This window comes from Halobacillus sp. B29, assembly GCF_052246755.1.
GTDB lineage: Bacteria > Bacillota > Bacilli > Bacillales > Halobacillaceae > Halobacillus > Halobacillus halophilus.
In genome coordinates, this window is the sequence record NZ_JBQQCM010000005.1 from 124068 (window position 1) to 138954 (window position 14887).

A 14887-nucleotide genomic window follows, 5' to 3' on the forward strand; every position below is an offset into this window, starting at 1 on the left:
TATATGATCCTAATTCTTTGTTCGGTGAGCAGCATGATAAGCAGAACCAATTCCTCGATCAAACGACAAGGCATAGACGATGGCGCTTGTTACAAATGACTTCGCTTTCCGAACGGCTTCTTCTACTGTTTTTCCTTTTGCAAGTTCTGCTGCAATGGCGGCGGAATAGGTACAGCCTGCTCCACTTGTATGAACGGTCTTTACACGCTCTGATTCAAGCTCTACCATACTTGTCCCGTCAAACAAAATATCAACAGCAGGATAGTCTTTTAAAGCACCGCCTTTAACAAGGACATAATCCGGCCCAAGACTTTGCAGATCACGCGCCAATGCCTTCATATCCTCAGGGCTTTCCGGCACAGGGGCATCTAATATCCGGGCTGCCTCCTGCAAGTTCGGGGTGATAATGGTAGCCATTGGCAGCAGTTCCTTCACCAGCGTATCAATAGCTTCATCTTTTAACAGTTGCGACCCCATTTTACCTACCATGACAGGATCAACGACTATATTTCTGACTTCAGAGTAACGAATCAGTTCAGCCGAACGCTTAATAATATCTTCGGTAAACAACATCCCTGTTTTAAGAGCGTCTACCCCTACATGTTCAAGAGACGCATACACCTGCGCTTCAATCGCTTCTAAAGACTGGGTAAAAATCCCTTGATTAGTTGTTTTATTATTAGCCACTATGGCTGTAATGGCGCTCATTCCATACACATCAAACTCTTCAAATGTCTTTAGGTCAGCCTGGATTCCCGCACTTCCTTGTGACGCAGAACCTGCAATGGACAATACTCTTGGTATACTCATACTTAATTATCCCCTCTCGTAATCTTATTTAAATTGTAACAAATCCTTTTTTCCAGAATCTATTCATACCTTATTTTTTTACTGTAAAATTAATAACATAAGGAGGGATGAACCTATGCAAACCTTTACCCAGAACGTCCTGAGGATTATTAAGCTGATACCTGAAGGAAAGGTGATGACCTACGGGCAGATAGCGCGGCTAGCCGGCAACCCTCGTGCAGCAAGACAAGTATCCAGGCTCCTTCACTCCATGAGCCAAAAACACGAACTGCCGTGGCACAGGGTAATTAATGCCCAAGGAAAAATTGCCATTCAAAATGAGGAAGGTGCAGAGAATCAGCGAATGGCACTCGAAGATGAAGGTATACTCGTTATTCAATGGAGAATCAACTTGCAGGAATTCCAAGCAAGTGACTCCGAACTCCCTATTGATTCTAATATTCTGGAAGATCAATTATAATAAATGGTACATATGCAGTTGGAGGTTTTCTATGTTTGAAATCAAGCCCTACCCCGAATTGTCCTGGTCCCTTTCGCGTCACAAGACAATGCTGACGTGTGTTCGTAAATATGCTTATGATTACTATTTTTCACATAATGGCTGGCTGAAAGATGCTGACTCTCTTGCACGACAAACCTATCGTTTGAAGAAGATCACCAATCTGGAGATGCATTTTGGGAGTGTCGTTCACGACCTGATCTATCAAACCATTCAGCAAGTTCTTAAAAATCAGCACATCCCAGATGAACAAGCCCTCACCGAGGAAATAAGGAGGCATTTAAATCGCGGTTTTATTGAATCCACTCGGAAAGAGCATTTATGGATGAACCGCCCCAAACACTTCACGATGCTTCACGAGATCTATTATAGCCAATTCAATAAGCTTCCCGAGGCTAAAGTTAAGAAGATAACGAACCGTCTTCAGGCTACGGTTAAGAATTTTTACTCCAGCCGTTCTTTTCAAGACGTTTTAAATAAAAAGCACATGCGTTTTATCGAGTCAGAGGATTTCCGTTTTATGAAAGCCAATGGAGTTAAGATATTTATTGTGATGGATCTTGTCTATAAAGACTTACAAAAAGATCAATGGATCATTGTGGACTGGAAAACCGGTAAAGCTTCCGATGAAGATCGAAACCAGCTCGCTCTTTACGCCTTGTATCTCAAAGAGAAATATGACATCCCGTCCATCGAGGATATCGTTATCCGTAATGAATACTTACTGGAAGGGACCCATATTGAATACCAACTAAAAGAACAGGATTTAATCAATGTCCAGCATCTATATCAAATCAGTATGGAGCAAATGAAAGCTTATCTGGAAGATTCCTCTAAAAACAAGCCTCTTCCGATCGAGAATTTTCCCATGCAGGAGGACCCCCGGGTCTGCGCTCGTTGTAACTATCAAGAGCTATGCTTTCCATAATTCACCCTCCTTTTGACCTGTTCGTATGTTTTAAGCTCCGAAAAAAAGGCTACATAAGGAGTGGACAACATATCTATCGGAAGGAGTCGTTTTAGCATGCAAGTACTAGTAGCAGGAGCAAACGGACATACAGGCCGTTTACTTATTCAATATTTAAAAGAAGATGGTCATGAGCCATTTGGTTTGGTACGTAAGGAAGAACAGAAGGCCAAGATTGAAGAACTTGGAGGAACTCCAGTATTAGCGGATCTAACTAAGGATGTGGGTCACGCGATTAAAGGTAAAGATGCTGTTATCTTCGCAGCAGGTTCCGGAGCAAGTACAGGAGCCGATCAAACTGAAGCGGTTGACCGCGACGGTGCTATTAACTTGATCAAACACACAGAGAACTTAGGCATTAAGAAATTCATTATGCTGAGCTCCATGGCTGCCGGAGATCCTGAGCGCGGCCCGGAAGAATTGAAGCATTATTTACAAATGAAGGGCGAAGCGGACGATTACTTGAAGTCCACAGAGCTTGACTTTACAATTGTTCGTCCAGGCGGACTAACGCATGAAGAAGGAACCAGCAAAATTAAAGTAGGCGAGACGGTCGAACAAGGTTCCATTCCTCGCGCAGATGTGGCCAAAACCATGATTGCCGCTCTCCAAGAGCAAAGCGTTTTCCATAAAACGTTTGAAATGATCTCAGGCGACACTCAAATTGAAGAAGCTCTACGCTCCCTATAATTAGATTATAAAAGCCATCTCCGCCTGGAGGTGGCTTTTTTGTTTTCTTTTATTTTGGAAAGAACCGAGAAAAAATAGAGAAAAACACGAAGGAGCAGCGTGATTTGATATAATATACATACTTATGCGCTTTAAAGGAGTTGTGCACAGTGAAAGGTTCATTAATTAAACAACATCGTAAGTTCAATAATATGACCCTGGAAGATCTGGCGACCGGGATATGTTCGGTCTCTTACCTGAGTAAAATTGAACATAATACTATAAATGCCAGCGAAGAAATATACAGACTCCTTGGAGAACGTTTAAATATAAAGCTGAACGATATTAATCAGGATTTTGATGAAAAGATTTACCAGGATCTTCTGGAGTGGCATGAAGCTGCTCAATTAAGAGACTTGGCATTAATGGATGATTTGAAAAGAAAGTGTGAGCTGGCTCTTGAAGATAATCTTAACGTTGAATTAGTACATTTATATAAAATCTTTCAAGCTCGTCACATTCTTACTAAAGAAGATCAACTGCTTAGCAAAAGTTTACTCAAAGAATTGGCGGACATTTTTCCTGATTCTACGCTAGAGTTCCAATTCTTCTACCATAAAACATTGGGAATTAATCACTTAATGCTCGATGAGGTAAAGGAAGGCCTACAACATTTTTTGCAGGCTAACGAACGCATGGAAAAACTACCCATTAGTGAATTTGAGATCTACTTTCACCTTTCGCTTGCCTATTTAAAAACTCGTTCGTCTATTGAGTCCATTTATTACGGAGAGAAAGCTATAGAAGGGTATAAAAATAATCTTAATTATTCTAGGCTAATTGACACGTTCATGATCGTTGCTTTGAACTACAGATACTTGAACATTCATTCCGTAGCAGAGGAATATTTCCTTAAATTACTCAAGTTTGCTAAATATCACCTTCCCCAGTTGGAAAAAAGAAGAATATTTCATAATCTAGGTTATATCTACGCCAATCAAGAAAAATATCAAGAAGCCTTACATTATTTACAAAAGGCACAGGATATTGAAACGTCCGAAAAATATTTTGAAATTAGCACCCTCTATCTTCTCGCCTCTACAAGTTATTACTGCAACGACATGAAGGCTATGTGGGACTATATCCATTTAGGTGAGCAAGAAGCAATCGACTTTGATAGTATATTTTTTATGCATAAATTTTTCGTACTGCGTCACACCATTAATCAGACAACTCATGACGACGAATTCATTGACAAACTTGAGAATGAAATCGTACCAAGCATGCGAGAGCTAAACGAATACGAAGATTATAAAAACTATTTGGAAATGCTTGGGGATATTTTTTATCAAAAACGGTTGTATAAGAAATCGGCGACGTGCTTTAAAGAAGCCAACAACTTCAGGTTTACGCAAAAAAAAGATTTGTTATAAAAAAAGTCAGGAGCAGCTGCTCCTGACTTTTATATACGAACTAAATTCTTTTTCCAATTCCGGAACTCCAGTTCATTAAATTTAGCTTCCATTTTTTCATCATCAATATAGAATAGGGCGTCCTCCAGAGAACAGTTAACATCTGCTTCACAATTAATTCTGGCAAGCTGCCTGGATAAGTGAAGCATTTCTAAATCCTGCTCAATCTTGGTACGCTGCCCCTTTGTCAGTTTATCTAAGTTTTCAAGAATCCCTTCAATAGTCTGGTGCTCCATTAGAAGTTTGAGAGCCGTCTTTTCACCGATGCCTTTAACTCCAGGATAGTTATCACTGCTGTCTCCCATTAAAGCTTTTAAATCTACCATTTGAGAGGGTGTGATCCCTTTTTCCTCATAAAAGGAGTCTTGATGGTATTCAGCATAATTACCGTACCCTTTCTTCAATAGAACCACGTGAACATTAGGTTGCAATAATTGAAGCAGGTCCTGGTCACCTGTAAGCAGAAACACTTGAGAATGCTCACTATAAAGGCGGCTTAATGTTCCCATACAATCATCTGCCTCATAACCAACCTGCCCCACATTTGGTATATTAAGAGATTCGACCACCTCTTTAGCCAAATCAAACTGTGGAATTAATTCCTCTGGCGGGGCCCCGCGGTTAGCTTTATAATCCGGAAATAAATCATTGCGGAATGTCTGACTTCCCATATCCCAGCAGCACACAACATGCGTAGGCTGATAGGTTTCTATAGCTGTAAAAAGGTGCTTGACCATGCCATAAACGGCATTGGTTGGTGTCCCCTTACTATTAATCATATAATAATTGCTCATGGCTGTAGCATAGAAAGCACGGAATAACAAAGCCATCCCGTCCACAACCATAATTCGATTCGTTGTTGTCATTCACCTGTTCCCCTTTATTGATAAGTTGATTCTATTATAACAAAAAGGAGCAAGCAGGCACCAAAACGTTTATATCCCTCTATTCTTCTAATAATTGACAAAATTCTGATAACATGCTAGTTTCAAGATAAGTGTCTACTCTTTACATAAAGTTTTTTGTAAGCGTTTACACTTTATTATGCACTGAGGAGGAATAAGAATGGTCTATGCATTTCCGAATACGGAAGGATCGATTGTCCAATACAAAGAGCGTTACGATAACTTCATTGGTGGTAAATGGACGCCCCCAGTAAACGGGGAATACTTTGAAAACGTGACACCTGTCACAGGTCAGAATTTCTGTCAGGTAGCCCGTTCTACAGAAGAAGATGTGGAATTGGCTGTTGAAGCTGCCCATCAGGCAAAAGACGCCTGGGGAAAAACCTCCGTGACCGAACGATCGCTGATCCTTAACAGGATCGCAGACAGGATGGAAGAGAACTTAGAAAAATTGGCAGTAGCTGAAACTTGGGAAAATGGAAAAGCGGTACGGGAAACTTTAAATGCAGATATCCCTTTAGCTGTGGATCATTTTCGCTATTTCGCATCTGTTATTCGTGCTCAGGAAGGGTCAATTGGCGAAATTGATCAAGATACCATTGCTTATCATTTCCATGAGCCCTTGGGAGTCGTAGGTCAGATTATTCCGTGGAACTTCCCAATTTTAATGGCAACATGGAAGGTTGCACCGGCTCTTGCAGCAGGAAATGCGATTGTACTAAAACCAGCCGAACAGACTCCGGCATCGATTTTGTACTTAATCGAATTGATTGAAGACCTCCTTCCTTCCGGTGTATTAAACATAGTAAATGGATTCGGGCTTGAAGCAGGTAAGCCTCTTGCTCAGAATCCACGCATTAATAAAGTAGCTTTTACTGGTGAAACCACAACCGGACGAATGATCATGCAGTATGCTTCCCAGAACATCATCCCTGTCACGTTAGAACTTGGAGGGAAATCACCAAATATTTTCTTTGAGGATGTGATGCGTGAAGATGATGACTTTTTAGATAAAACGATTGAAGGCATGGTCATGTTCGCGTTAAACCAGGGTGAGGTCTGTACATGTCCATCAAGAGCTCTTATACAGGAATCGATATATGACCAGTTTATGGACCGTGCTATTGAACGTGTGAAAGCCATCAAAACAGGTAATCCACTGGATCCTGAAGTTATGATGGGAGCTCAGGCTTCCTCTGAACAGCTGGATAAGATCTTATCTTACCTGCAAATTGGCAAAGAGGAAGGTGCAGAATGCCTTGTAGGCGGCGAAAGGAACCAGCTGGACGGCGATTTTAAAGATGGTTATTATGTGAAGCCTACCATGTTTAAAGGAACCAACGACATGCGTGTCTTTCAGGAAGAGATCTTTGGACCTGTTCTTTCTGTTACCACCTTTAAAGACAAAGAAGAAGCCATGTCCATTGCAAACGATACACTGTATGGTCTGGGAGCCGGAATATGGACGCGGGATATGAATACGGCCTATCGTTTCGGACGGGGAATTGAAGCCGGTAGAGTCTGGACCAATTGTTATCATACTTACCCTGCCCATGCAGCCTTTGGCGGATACAAAATGTCTGGTGTTGGGCGTGAGAACCATAAAATGATGTTAAGCCACTATCAACAGACCAAAAACATGCTCGTCAGCTACAGTCCTCAGAAACTAGGATTCTATTAACCTTAAGTGAGGAGGTGACAATAGATGGTCGAACGTGTGACTGCCACTGATGCCGCCCTCGAACTGATTGACAAGCTGAAAGATAAGCATGGACCTTTGATGTTTCATCAGTCCGGAGGGTGTTGTGACGGAAGTTCGCCAATGTGTTATCCAGATGGTGACTTAATGATAGGCAAGCAGGATCTTCTATTAGGTGAAATTGGTTCTTCCCCCTTTTATATAAACAAAAAGCAGTATGAATACTGGAAGCATACTCAATTGATTATTGATGTAGTAGATGGGCGCGGAGGAATGTTTTCTTTAGAAGGCGTAGAAGGAAAAAGATTCTTATCAAGGTCACGTGCTTTTACAAAAGAAGAAGCAGCAGAACTTCAAAGCATAGAACGATAAGGAACAGCCCTCTTTATTGCATGAAGAGGGCTGTTTTATGTTGTTATTTTTCGAAGAAACTGCAGGAGAATATGGTTATAAATAACTGGTTGATCTTTATGAACAGAGTGGCCGGCAAAAGGAAGTACCGCTTTATGAATATAAGGACAAGCTCCGTAAATGTAAACGCCAGATGCTTCATACTGAACGGACTCCCCCGCTATGAAAAGCACAGGTACCCTCAGGTCAGCTAAACCTTCGGATAAATAAAACGGATACCAGTCCGGGTTTCTAGCCAGGTAAATAAATTCTCTCCAGTTTGTATTATGAAGGAGGTTGTAATAATCTATCTGAGTCTTATCTCGAAGCAGACGCCTTTGTTTCTCGGTCTCTTTTCTATGCAGCTGGTTCCAACGGGCAGGTTTTTTGGGATAAATACCCGAAACCGTTAAACTCTTTACTCTCTGAGGGTGATTTCGGGCCAATAAAATCCCGGCAAATGCTCCTAAATCACTGCCGATAATGTGAGCTTCCTTCACTTGTAACTGTTCCATCGTTTCAGCAAGATCCTGAGCTGTATTCTCAAAGAAATGGTTAAATTCATCACTGAAAGAATTGCCGTGTCCCCTTAAGTCAGGAAGGATCACCTGAAACTGATCACACAACTGGTCACATTGGTATTCAAAATCTGTAACCCCTGTTTCCAGCCTGCTATGAAGAAATATTATTGGCTCCCCTGTCCCTTTAATAGTGGTGTGAAGAATCATCGAATCCCCCTCTATTCGACCTTTTAAATAATTTAATGGTTTCTGTAACCTCACAGCCGTTCCGTTGAAGTACGGAAAGCATAGGATGGTTGTTTACACTTGTAGCTCCTACACTATATAACGCTCCAAATTCTTCTTTCAACATATACAATCCCTGTCTATAAAGAATCGAGCCTTTCCCTTGACCTCGAGCTTCCGGAACCAGCCCAAAATAAAACATCCGACCTTCATCTTCTGTTCCGGGCTCAATGTGAGGCATTACCACACCAATGGCTTCCTTGTTTTCATAAGCCACATTGCACGTATCTATGTAAGAAGAACCCAATTCCTTTCTTACGCTTCCTATTTGTTCGTCCATACTTAAATATGACGAAGCGTTTAAAGATCCTTCCATAGATCTTTTCCATACGTCCTTAAAGTGTTCCACAGGAATATCTCTCAGCGATTTCATAGTAAAAACCAACGATTCCTTCACCACTTTGCTGAGGTCAAATCGGACAAAGGTTTTCTCATCATGAATTTGGAATTGGCAGGAATTTAGATACTTCTCGACTTCTGTTGATCGATCGCTGTTCACTAGAATCGTTAGGTTGTCCACCTGCTGAATATCTTTATCTGTAACTAAGAGATCCGTTAACTGACAAAGTTCCTGGTCTGTTAAGTGACCCGTTTCTTCTATGGTTATAAAATTATCTCCTATTACAAATTTGACTTTTTCATATAGATTTTGCTTCTGCTCCATAAATCCTCCTAAGATTTTACTTCTACACTGTTCCCCTATCATCCTACCTTATCTGAGCCAGGTATGGGAATAACAATCACATTATTTTCATTTTATGAACCTTACGCGATACAATATAGGTTGAGATCGAGGAAAGGAGTTTTATCAAATGAATCGTGAAATACATTTAGTAGAAAGACCAAAAGCTGCACCTACGCATGAACATATTAAAGTTGTAGAAAATAACCAGCCTGAACCAGGTTCAGGAGAAATACTCCTGAAAATGTTATACGTATCCGTAGACCCTTACATGAGAGGTCGAATGAGCGACGCCAAATCCTATGTTGCACCTTTTCAACTAAACGAACCTATTGAAGGCGGTGCTGTCGCAGAAGTGGTGCAATCCAACGCTGACCAATTAAGTGAAGGCGACATTATTACTGGAATGCTTCCATGGAAAGAATATACGGTACAAAAAGCAGACGGCCTTCGTAAAATTGATCCGAGTCTCGGACCGATCACTACTTCTCTAGGTATTCTTGGCATGCCAGGCCTTACCGCGTATTTCGGCTTAATGGACATCGGACAACCTAAAGAAGGAGAAACGATTCTAGTCTCCGGAGCAGCAGGCGCTGTTGGTTCCACCGTTGTTCAAATCGGTAAAATTATGGGCTGCCGCGTTGTTGGTATTGCTGGCACAGACGAAAAAACCAGTTATTTAAAAGAAGAACTAGGCGTAGACGCGACCATCAACTACAAGACTGAAAATGTATCTGAAGCTCTTCAGGAGAAATGCCCGAACGGTATTGATGTATATTTCGATAACGTAGGCGGAGATATCTCCGATGCCGTCTATCCGCTTCTGAATAAGTATGCAAGAATTGCCCAGTGTGGTGCCATTTCTTCTTATAACGTCCCGAATGACCAGGGACCGCGTATTCAAATGCACTTAATTAAATCCAGTGTATTAATTAAAGGATTCACTGTAGGGGATTATCAAAACCGCTTCTCCGAAGGTTTCCAGCAATTATCCAAATGGTTGAGCGAAGGAAAACTCACTTACGAAGAAACGATCACCGAAGGCTTCGAAAACATTCCTGACGCTTTCTTTGGTCTGTTTGAAGGAGCTAACCTTGGTAAACAGCTCGTTAAAGTAGCAGAACCTTCTCAAAAATCTTAATAGGTAACAGAGCAGGTGTACGGTTTTTTTCGCCTGACTATTTAAGAGAGCGTACAGATGTTGTACGCTCTCTTTTTGTTTTATATCGTGCCAATTCTCTTTGTTCGAACATGCGTTAATAGCCAGTGCCTCAAAAAGGGTTCTTCCCTATCACGGGCTCCCTCAGAAATGAAAAGTTAATTTTCATTTCTTCCAAAAAAATGTATTCCCTTTCAAACTATTTATGTTAACCTGAAATAAAATAAGTTAACAAGGTGGGATTAATTTGAACTCCGAGAGCAGAAGACTTCGAATGATGATCAACTGCGCCATTTTTGCAGCCATTACAGCTATACTGGCTCAAGTAGAAATTCCTCTTCCAGTAGTTCCGATCAGCGGTCAAACGTTGGCGGTGGGATTAACCGCTACTATTTTAGGAAGCCGTCAGGGAGCGGCAGCAATGACTTGTTACGCTGCTTTAGGAGCAGCCGGACTACCTGTATTCGCAGGTTTTAAAGGCGGGGCTCAGGTACTGGCTGGTCCTACGGGAGGATATATCATTGGATTTATTGCTGCGGCATTTGTCACTGGGTATATCTTAGAAAAAACTTCATTCAACTTACCAATGGCTTTAATAGCCAATACGGCCGGAATGATTGTCACCCTTTTGTTTGGAACGATCCAATTAAAATTTGTTTTAGATCTCACTTGGACGCAAGCCCTTGCCGCCGGTGTCTATCCTTTTATCGCTGTAGGATTAATCAAAGCCTTTCTGGCAAGCTGGATTGGAATAACTGTCAGAAGGCGTCTTGTACAGGCGAACTTAATTCATTCTTCCAGGAAAACTGTGGCTTAAAATGGGGTTAATCATTTGAGCCACACTGCTAGAAGAAAGTTCGATGAAGAAAACGGCATAGTGAGGAGTTTCCCTCATTGGCTCATGATGGAAAATGTAGTAATTATCTTCCGCCTACTTCGCACTGAAAAGTCCATCATTCAACTCCCACCCCTTTTTCTATCGAGGTGCAGGGGATTCTCCCTACAAACGATAAACGAAGGGAAAAGTTTCATCGTTCATGATTAAGAAAGGTTTTAAATAAGCCAGGACTCCGCTCCGGCTTATTTTTTTTACTTTCACCACACATTCACCTTGACGCTCCCCACAAAAGTAAAGTAAACTTAACGTTAAGTTCACTTTACAAAATCACACTTGGAGGAAGCTATGAAAAATATCATCAGGGATCAGCGAATCGATCATCAATTGACCCAGGAGCGACTCTCAGAACTCCTGAATGTGTCGAGACAGACGGTGATATCTCTTGAAAAAGGAAAGTATAAACCTTCTCTAGTCCTTGCCCACAAGCTTGCCCAGATTTTTAACTGTCATATCGAAGATCTATTTATCTTTGAAGGAGATGAAAACATTGAATGACTTCTGGAATAACATGATTGGACTTACAGGATTGGTTGTGGGGTTATCCATTGCACTAGCGGTTATTTTGATTAACCGTAAGTTTATGAAGAAAAACAGACAACTTGATGAGCGTCAGCATACCATCAGTGTGCACGCTCGCGCAGGTGGCTGGATGGTTACCTCAGCCCTGATCATTATAGTCTGGGCTGTGGAAATCGTAGTAGAAGGAGTTACCTTTTCTTTCTTCCTGCTCACTTTTCTATATGTGGGGCATATGACAGCCTATGGTTTCTTTGCTTATCATCACGCTGCAAATAACTAATTTTTAAGTCAGGAAGCTAAGGAGGACAGCTATGAATACGATCTCGCTCATGATTTTTCTTTTACTTTGTTTATTGTTTCTCGGGAATGGAATTTATCAGGGTATTGCCAACGAGAGCTGGACAGCGCTTATTATAGCCATTATCGTTATTATTTTCGGGGCAAGAAGCATGTGGAAACGCCAGAACAAAAAACGCCCCCGTGACTAGGGGGGCGTTTCACTAGGAATATCTCGGGTATTCATAGCGTCCGAACCATTGGTATCGGTGGCTTGAAAACCATTGATAAAGAGGGGTTCCGATAAGATGCAAACCTGGTAAATAAAGAAGAAGACCAATTAAAGAAACGGGTGGCAATACAAGCATCAATCTGCGTATCGTAAAGAACCCTTTCTTGATTTCTCCCTCCTTCGTCAGCATATGAATCTCATCCAGGGTGTTTCGGCCTTCTAAGTAGGGATACTTTCCACTTTGCTCAATTGCTTGGACAGACACCCACTTAATTTGGTCCAACCAGTCAAACTTGCTGAAAACTCTCTTAATCTGGTAACAAAAAGGACACTGAGCATCATAAAAAACCACATGTTTCATTCTATCATCTCCTTTGTTCCATCGAAGTGCTGACTAATCCATGAGATGGACTCTAACCCACCCGCGAACGCTATTAATCATCCATATTTCCTGGTATTTTTCCAACTCTTCTTTCCTCAGAACCCGCTCCTTAAGTTTTCCTTCTTCGACTAATTGTTTTCGGTAAGTACCTGAAAGCAGGCCGCAGGAAATGGGTGGCGTGTAAAATTCTCCATTAAATTTCACCACAAGATTAGCGATGATAAACTCCGTTAATTCACCTTTTTGGTTCCATAGCAACACCATTTTATTTTTCTTTTGATGTTTTTCGTAAACTTTTCTGTGAGTCGTTTTATGGAATAAAAAAGGGTCTTGCTCATTTACGGGTTGTTCGGCCAATTCGGCTGCTAAATCTGACGGGAATTCATCTAATGTTTTGCACTCAATTTCAGGATTCCCTTCTTCATCCACCAACATTCTTAGCTTGTGCAGCCCTTCTTGATAAAGGGAAGTAATTTCACCTATTTTCCTTAACAGCAAGGCCTGGTCAACTTTAAACCCAAAATAATCACTGGAATTTTGTACACGTTTCAGGTGATAAGGAAGTAAAGAAATCCTTCCATCGTCCAACCTCATTGTTTCTAACAACCGGAATTCAGGCACAGTTTCAGTGAGAAGTTTAGCCTTTGTATGGATCTCCTCATACTCTCCCTCAGACGTAGATTCCCATGTTACTCCCCCGCCTGTTCCATAGGCTGCCGTTCCATTATTCAACATGACTGTACGAATTGGAACGTTGAAAACGGCTTCCTTTTCAGGGGTCATATACCCTATGGCTCCGCAATACACCTCACGCGGACTGCGTTCTAACTCTCGAATATATTCCATCGTCCGAACTTTAGGAGCGCCCGTAATAGATCCACACGGGAATAAAGCTTGAAAGACTTCCCACATACTGAAGGAATCATCTAGTTGTCCTTTTATCGTGGAGGTCATTTGATGGACGGTTGGATAAGTCTCCACTTCAAAGAGCTCAGGTACATGGACGGAACCGGGTAAAGCAATCCTCCCGAGATCATTTCGAAGTAAATCTACTATCATCAGATTTTCAGATCGCTCTTTTTCTGAACGAAGAAGATCAGCTTTCCGTTTTTCATCTTCTGCAAGAAACCTACCCCGGGGGGCTGTTCCTTTCATCGGCTTCGTGGTGATCGTCCCATCATCGATACGAAAAAATAACTCAGGTGAAGCGGATAATAGCTGGTGTGTGCCCGTATTAATATAAGCACTGTATGAAGATTTCTGCGCGGCAGACAGTTGTCTATAAAATGCAAATTCATTTCCTGAGAAGTCGGCCTTCAGCCTGGTTGTGTAGTTTACCTGGTAAGTCTCTCCCTGCTTTATGGCCTTTTTTATCTCGCTTATCCCTTTTTTATACTGGCTGTAATCGCCTTCCATGAGCCAATCTGATACTTGAAACGAGTCCGAATGGGCATTTGCTTCGCTAGAGACAGGTTCATGAAATATTCCAAACCAGACCAGCGGCCATTCCGAGTTCGAATGAACTTGTAAAGCCTTGTCAAAGGCAGGTGCAGCTTCGTAGGAAACAAACCCCGCGGCATAAAAGCCTTGCTGCAACGCCTGTTCAACTTCAAGAAATGCTTGCTCCACCTGTTCGACCGTTTCAGCAGAAATAACACGCTCCGGGTCAACAAATCTTTTTGGGCTCTTGTCTCCATAACGATCATCAAACTCGAATAATAAGGTTGGCCCTTTCATTGAAGCGCTCCCTCCAATTCCGGACTACTTTTGGAAACAGCGGAGTGATAAGCATTAACAAGCATCTGATACCCGTAATCTGTCATGATGGACTCAGGATGAAATTGAATACCTTCTATAGGCAGTGTCCGATGCCTCACAGACATCACTATACCATCTTCCGAAGCAGCACTAACTTCCATCATAGGAGGAATATTCTCCGGCGGGGTATGAAGGGAGTGGTAACGCGTGACTTGGACTGCCTCTGGAATGTTCCGGAAAATGGTCTTCCCGTCATGATTGATTTTCGTGACTTTTCCGTGCATGGGCCGGGCCCCCTCTCTCACCGTGCCCCCAAAGAAATGAACGATTAATTGATGGCCCAAACATATGCCAAGAATAGGTTTGGACTGATGAAACTGCTTGAGAACGTCCCGGCATACCCCCGTCTCTTCAGGTGACCCAGGGCCGGGAGACAGAACAATAAAGTCGGGATTAAGACTTTTGATACCCTCAATGGATATTTGATCGTTTCTATATACTTTTACGTTTTTGTCGATTTGTTTAAAATATTGAACAAGATTATAAGTAAATGAATCATAATTATCTAAGATTAAGATCATAATAGCAGCACCTTCACTTGATGTAATGGTTTCTATTATCATTATACAAGCTTTCTCATTTGATTCTATAATTTCTTATAGGAAAAATCATCACGTTATAGTAACGCTTTTACGTAAAAAAGAATCGAAAAAATTCTTTTCCTGTATTAGAATGAAAAGAAAGAATGCTCGGCGTTAGGATGA

At 41.6% G+C, this 14887-nt stretch carries 18 protein-coding genes; 11 read left to right on the forward strand and 7 right to left on the reverse strand.

Annotated features, from left to right (window positions below):
• Nucleotides 1-9 precede the first annotated feature (9 nt).
• Complete coding sequence (gene thiD, locus ACTWP7_RS08465; RefSeq protein WP_014645066.1) at nt 10-810, reverse strand: bifunctional hydroxymethylpyrimidine kinase/phosphomethylpyrimidine kinase; 801 nt, start codon at nt 808-810, stop codon at nt 10-12.
• Between the two features lie 115 nt (nt 811-925).
• On the opposite strand from thiD, the gene ACTWP7_RS08470 reads away from it, so the two are divergent.
• The 4 genes from ACTWP7_RS08470 (at nt 926) to ACTWP7_RS08485 (ending at nt 4378) form a co-directional block, all read left to right on the forward strand.
• Nucleotides 926-1270 carry an MGMT family protein gene (locus ACTWP7_RS08470; protein ID WP_443122810.1) on the forward strand — a complete coding sequence of 115 codons (345 nt, stop codon included), beginning with the start codon at nt 926-928 and terminating at the stop codon, nt 1268-1270.
• 31 nt (nt 1271-1301) lie between these two features.
• The gene (locus ACTWP7_RS08475; RefSeq protein ID WP_443122811.1) at nt 1302-2237 is read left to right on the forward strand and encodes a PD-(D/E)XK nuclease family protein; all 936 of its coding nucleotides are present in this window, start codon (nt 1302-1304) and stop codon (nt 2235-2237) included.
• Between the two features lie 96 nt (nt 2238-2333).
• Nucleotides 2334-2966 carry an SDR family oxidoreductase gene (locus ACTWP7_RS08480; RefSeq protein ID WP_224895793.1) on the forward strand — a complete coding sequence of 211 codons (633 nt, stop codon included), beginning with the start codon at nt 2334-2336 and terminating at the stop codon, nt 2964-2966.
• A 149-nt stretch (nt 2967-3115) separates the two neighbouring features.
• The gene (locus ACTWP7_RS08485) at nt 3116-4378 is read left to right on the forward strand and encodes a tetratricopeptide repeat protein (RefSeq protein WP_443122812.1); all 1263 of its coding nucleotides are present in this window, start codon (nt 3116-3118) and stop codon (nt 4376-4378) included.
• Between the two features lie 29 nt (nt 4379-4407).
• Here the strand turns inward: ACTWP7_RS08485 and ACTWP7_RS08490 are convergent, their stop codons facing one another.
• Nucleotides 4408-5283: a 5'-3' exonuclease gene (locus ACTWP7_RS08490; RefSeq protein ID WP_014645071.1), complete on the reverse strand. Its 876-nt coding sequence runs from the start codon at nt 5281-5283 to the stop codon at nt 4408-4410.
• A 199-nt stretch (nt 5284-5482) separates the two neighbouring features.
• Between ACTWP7_RS08490 and exaC the strand changes: the two genes are divergently transcribed.
• Both exaC and ACTWP7_RS08500 read left to right on the forward strand, forming a co-directional pair.
• Nucleotides 5483-7003, forward strand: a complete 1521-nt coding sequence (gene exaC / locus ACTWP7_RS08495; protein ID WP_443122813.1) for an acetaldehyde dehydrogenase ExaC — start codon at nt 5483-5485, stop codon at nt 7001-7003.
• A gap of 24 nt (nt 7004-7027) precedes the next feature.
• Nucleotides 7028-7393 carry a DUF779 domain-containing protein gene (locus ACTWP7_RS08500; RefSeq protein WP_443122814.1) on the forward strand — a complete coding sequence of 122 codons (366 nt, stop codon included), beginning with the start codon at nt 7028-7030 and terminating at the stop codon, nt 7391-7393.
• A gap of 35 nt (nt 7394-7428) precedes the next feature.
• Here ACTWP7_RS08500 and ACTWP7_RS08505 read toward each other — a convergent pair whose 3' ends face one another.
• Nucleotides 7429-8139 (reverse strand): alpha/beta fold hydrolase, encoded by a 711-nt coding sequence (locus tag ACTWP7_RS08505; protein WP_443122815.1) that lies wholly within the window; start codon nt 8137-8139, stop codon nt 7429-7431.
• Nucleotides 8117-8881 carry a GNAT family N-acetyltransferase gene (locus ACTWP7_RS08510; RefSeq protein ID WP_443122816.1) on the reverse strand — a complete coding sequence of 255 codons (765 nt, stop codon included), beginning with the start codon at nt 8879-8881 and terminating at the stop codon, nt 8117-8119. The genes ACTWP7_RS08505 and ACTWP7_RS08510 overlap by 23 nt, the downstream gene beginning before the upstream one ends.
• Before the next feature lie 148 nt (nt 8882-9029).
• Here ACTWP7_RS08510 and ACTWP7_RS08515 point away from each other — a divergent pair, with 148 nt between their 5' ends.
• The 5 genes from ACTWP7_RS08515 to ACTWP7_RS08535 all read left to right on the forward strand — a co-directional run bounded on the left by ACTWP7_RS08515 (nt 9030) and on the right by ACTWP7_RS08535 (nt 11963).
• Nucleotides 9030-10040 carry an NADP-dependent oxidoreductase gene (locus tag ACTWP7_RS08515; protein ID WP_443122817.1) on the forward strand — a complete coding sequence of 337 codons (1011 nt, stop codon included), beginning with the start codon at nt 9030-9032 and terminating at the stop codon, nt 10038-10040.
• 265 nt (nt 10041-10305) lie between these two features.
• Nucleotides 10306-10875, forward strand: coding sequence for a biotin transporter BioY (locus ACTWP7_RS08520; protein ID WP_443122818.1), 570 nt, complete (start codon nt 10306-10308; stop codon nt 10873-10875).
• Nucleotides 10876-11241: 366 nt separating this feature from the next.
• Entirely contained in the window at nt 11242-11451 is a 210-nt protein-coding gene (locus ACTWP7_RS08525) for a helix-turn-helix transcriptional regulator (protein WP_041601458.1), read from the forward strand.
• Nucleotides 11444-11755 (forward strand): hypothetical protein, encoded by a 312-nt coding sequence (locus ACTWP7_RS08530; protein ID WP_051005613.1) that lies wholly within the window; start codon nt 11444-11446, stop codon nt 11753-11755. The genes ACTWP7_RS08525 and ACTWP7_RS08530 overlap by 8 nt, the downstream gene beginning before the upstream one ends.
• Before the next feature lie 31 nt (nt 11756-11786).
• Complete coding sequence (locus ACTWP7_RS08535) at nt 11787-11963, forward strand: hypothetical protein (protein ID WP_014645080.1); 177 nt, start codon at nt 11787-11789, stop codon at nt 11961-11963.
• A 12-nt stretch (nt 11964-11975) separates the two neighbouring features.
• Here the strand turns inward: ACTWP7_RS08535 and ACTWP7_RS08540 are convergent, their stop codons facing one another.
• Genes ACTWP7_RS08540 through ACTWP7_RS08550 form a run of 3 tightly spaced genes read right to left on the reverse strand, consistent with a single transcriptional unit; the run spans nt 11976 to nt 14746 of the window.
• On the reverse strand, nt 11976-12344 hold the full coding sequence (locus ACTWP7_RS08540; RefSeq protein WP_443122819.1) for a thiol-disulfide oxidoreductase DCC family protein: 369 nt from the start codon (nt 12342-12344) through the stop codon (nt 11976-11978).
• Nucleotides 12345-12377: 33 nt separating this feature from the next.
• Nucleotides 12378-14102 (reverse strand): aminodeoxychorismate synthase component I, encoded by a 1725-nt coding sequence (pabB, locus tag ACTWP7_RS08545; RefSeq protein WP_443122820.1) that lies wholly within the window; start codon nt 14100-14102, stop codon nt 12378-12380.
• On the reverse strand, nt 14099-14746 hold the full coding sequence (locus ACTWP7_RS08550; protein WP_443122821.1) for an anthranilate synthase component II: 648 nt from the start codon (nt 14744-14746) through the stop codon (nt 14099-14101). The genes pabB and ACTWP7_RS08550 overlap by 4 nt, the downstream gene beginning before the upstream one ends.
• Nucleotides 14747-14887: the final 141 nt, after the last annotated feature.

Excerpts from the sequence above, each read along its gene's own strand:
- exaC (WP_443122813.1), top strand. The coding sequence starts at position 5,483 with ATGGTCTATGCATTTCCGAATACGGAAGGATCGATTGTCCAATACAAA.
- ACTWP7_RS08470 (WP_443122810.1), top strand. The coding sequence starts at position 926 with ATGCAAACCTTTACCCAGAACGTCCTGAGGATTATTAAGCTGATACCT.
- thiD (WP_014645066.1), bottom strand. The coding sequence starts at position 810 with ATGAGTATACCAAGAGTATTGTCCATTGCAGGTTCTGCGTCACAAGGA.
- ACTWP7_RS08525 (WP_041601458.1), top strand. The coding sequence starts at position 11,242 with ATGAAAAATATCATCAGGGATCAGCGAATCGATCATCAATTGACCCAG.
- ACTWP7_RS08515 (WP_443122817.1), top strand. The coding sequence starts at position 9,030 with ATGAATCGTGAAATACATTTAGTAGAAAGACCAAAAGCTGCACCTACG.
- pabB (WP_443122820.1), bottom strand. The coding sequence starts at position 14,102 with ATGAAAGGGCCAACCTTATTATTCGAGTTTGATGATCGTTATGGAGAC.
- ACTWP7_RS08535 (WP_014645080.1), top strand. The coding sequence starts at position 11,787 with ATGAATACGATCTCGCTCATGATTTTTCTTTTACTTTGTTTATTGTTT.
- ACTWP7_RS08510 (WP_443122816.1), bottom strand. The coding sequence starts at position 8,881 with ATGGAGCAGAAGCAAAATCTATATGAAAAAGTCAAATTTGTAATAGGA.
- ACTWP7_RS08475 (WP_443122811.1), top strand. The coding sequence starts at position 1,302 with ATGTTTGAAATCAAGCCCTACCCCGAATTGTCCTGGTCCCTTTCGCGT.
- ACTWP7_RS08540 (WP_443122819.1), bottom strand. The coding sequence starts at position 12,344 with ATGAAACATGTGGTTTTTTATGATGCTCAGTGTCCTTTTTGTTACCAG.
- ACTWP7_RS08490 (WP_014645071.1), bottom strand. The coding sequence starts at position 5,283 with ATGACAACAACGAATCGAATTATGGTTGTGGACGGGATGGCTTTGTTA.
- ACTWP7_RS08550 (WP_443122821.1), bottom strand. The coding sequence starts at position 14,746 with ATGATAATAGAAACCATTACATCAAGTGAAGGTGCTGCTATTATGATC.
- ACTWP7_RS08500 (WP_443122814.1), top strand. The coding sequence starts at position 7,028 with ATGGTCGAACGTGTGACTGCCACTGATGCCGCCCTCGAACTGATTGAC.
- ACTWP7_RS08480 (WP_224895793.1), top strand. The coding sequence starts at position 2,334 with ATGCAAGTACTAGTAGCAGGAGCAAACGGACATACAGGCCGTTTACTT.
- ACTWP7_RS08505 (WP_443122815.1), bottom strand. The coding sequence starts at position 8,139 with ATGATTCTTCACACCACTATTAAAGGGACAGGGGAGCCAATAATATTT.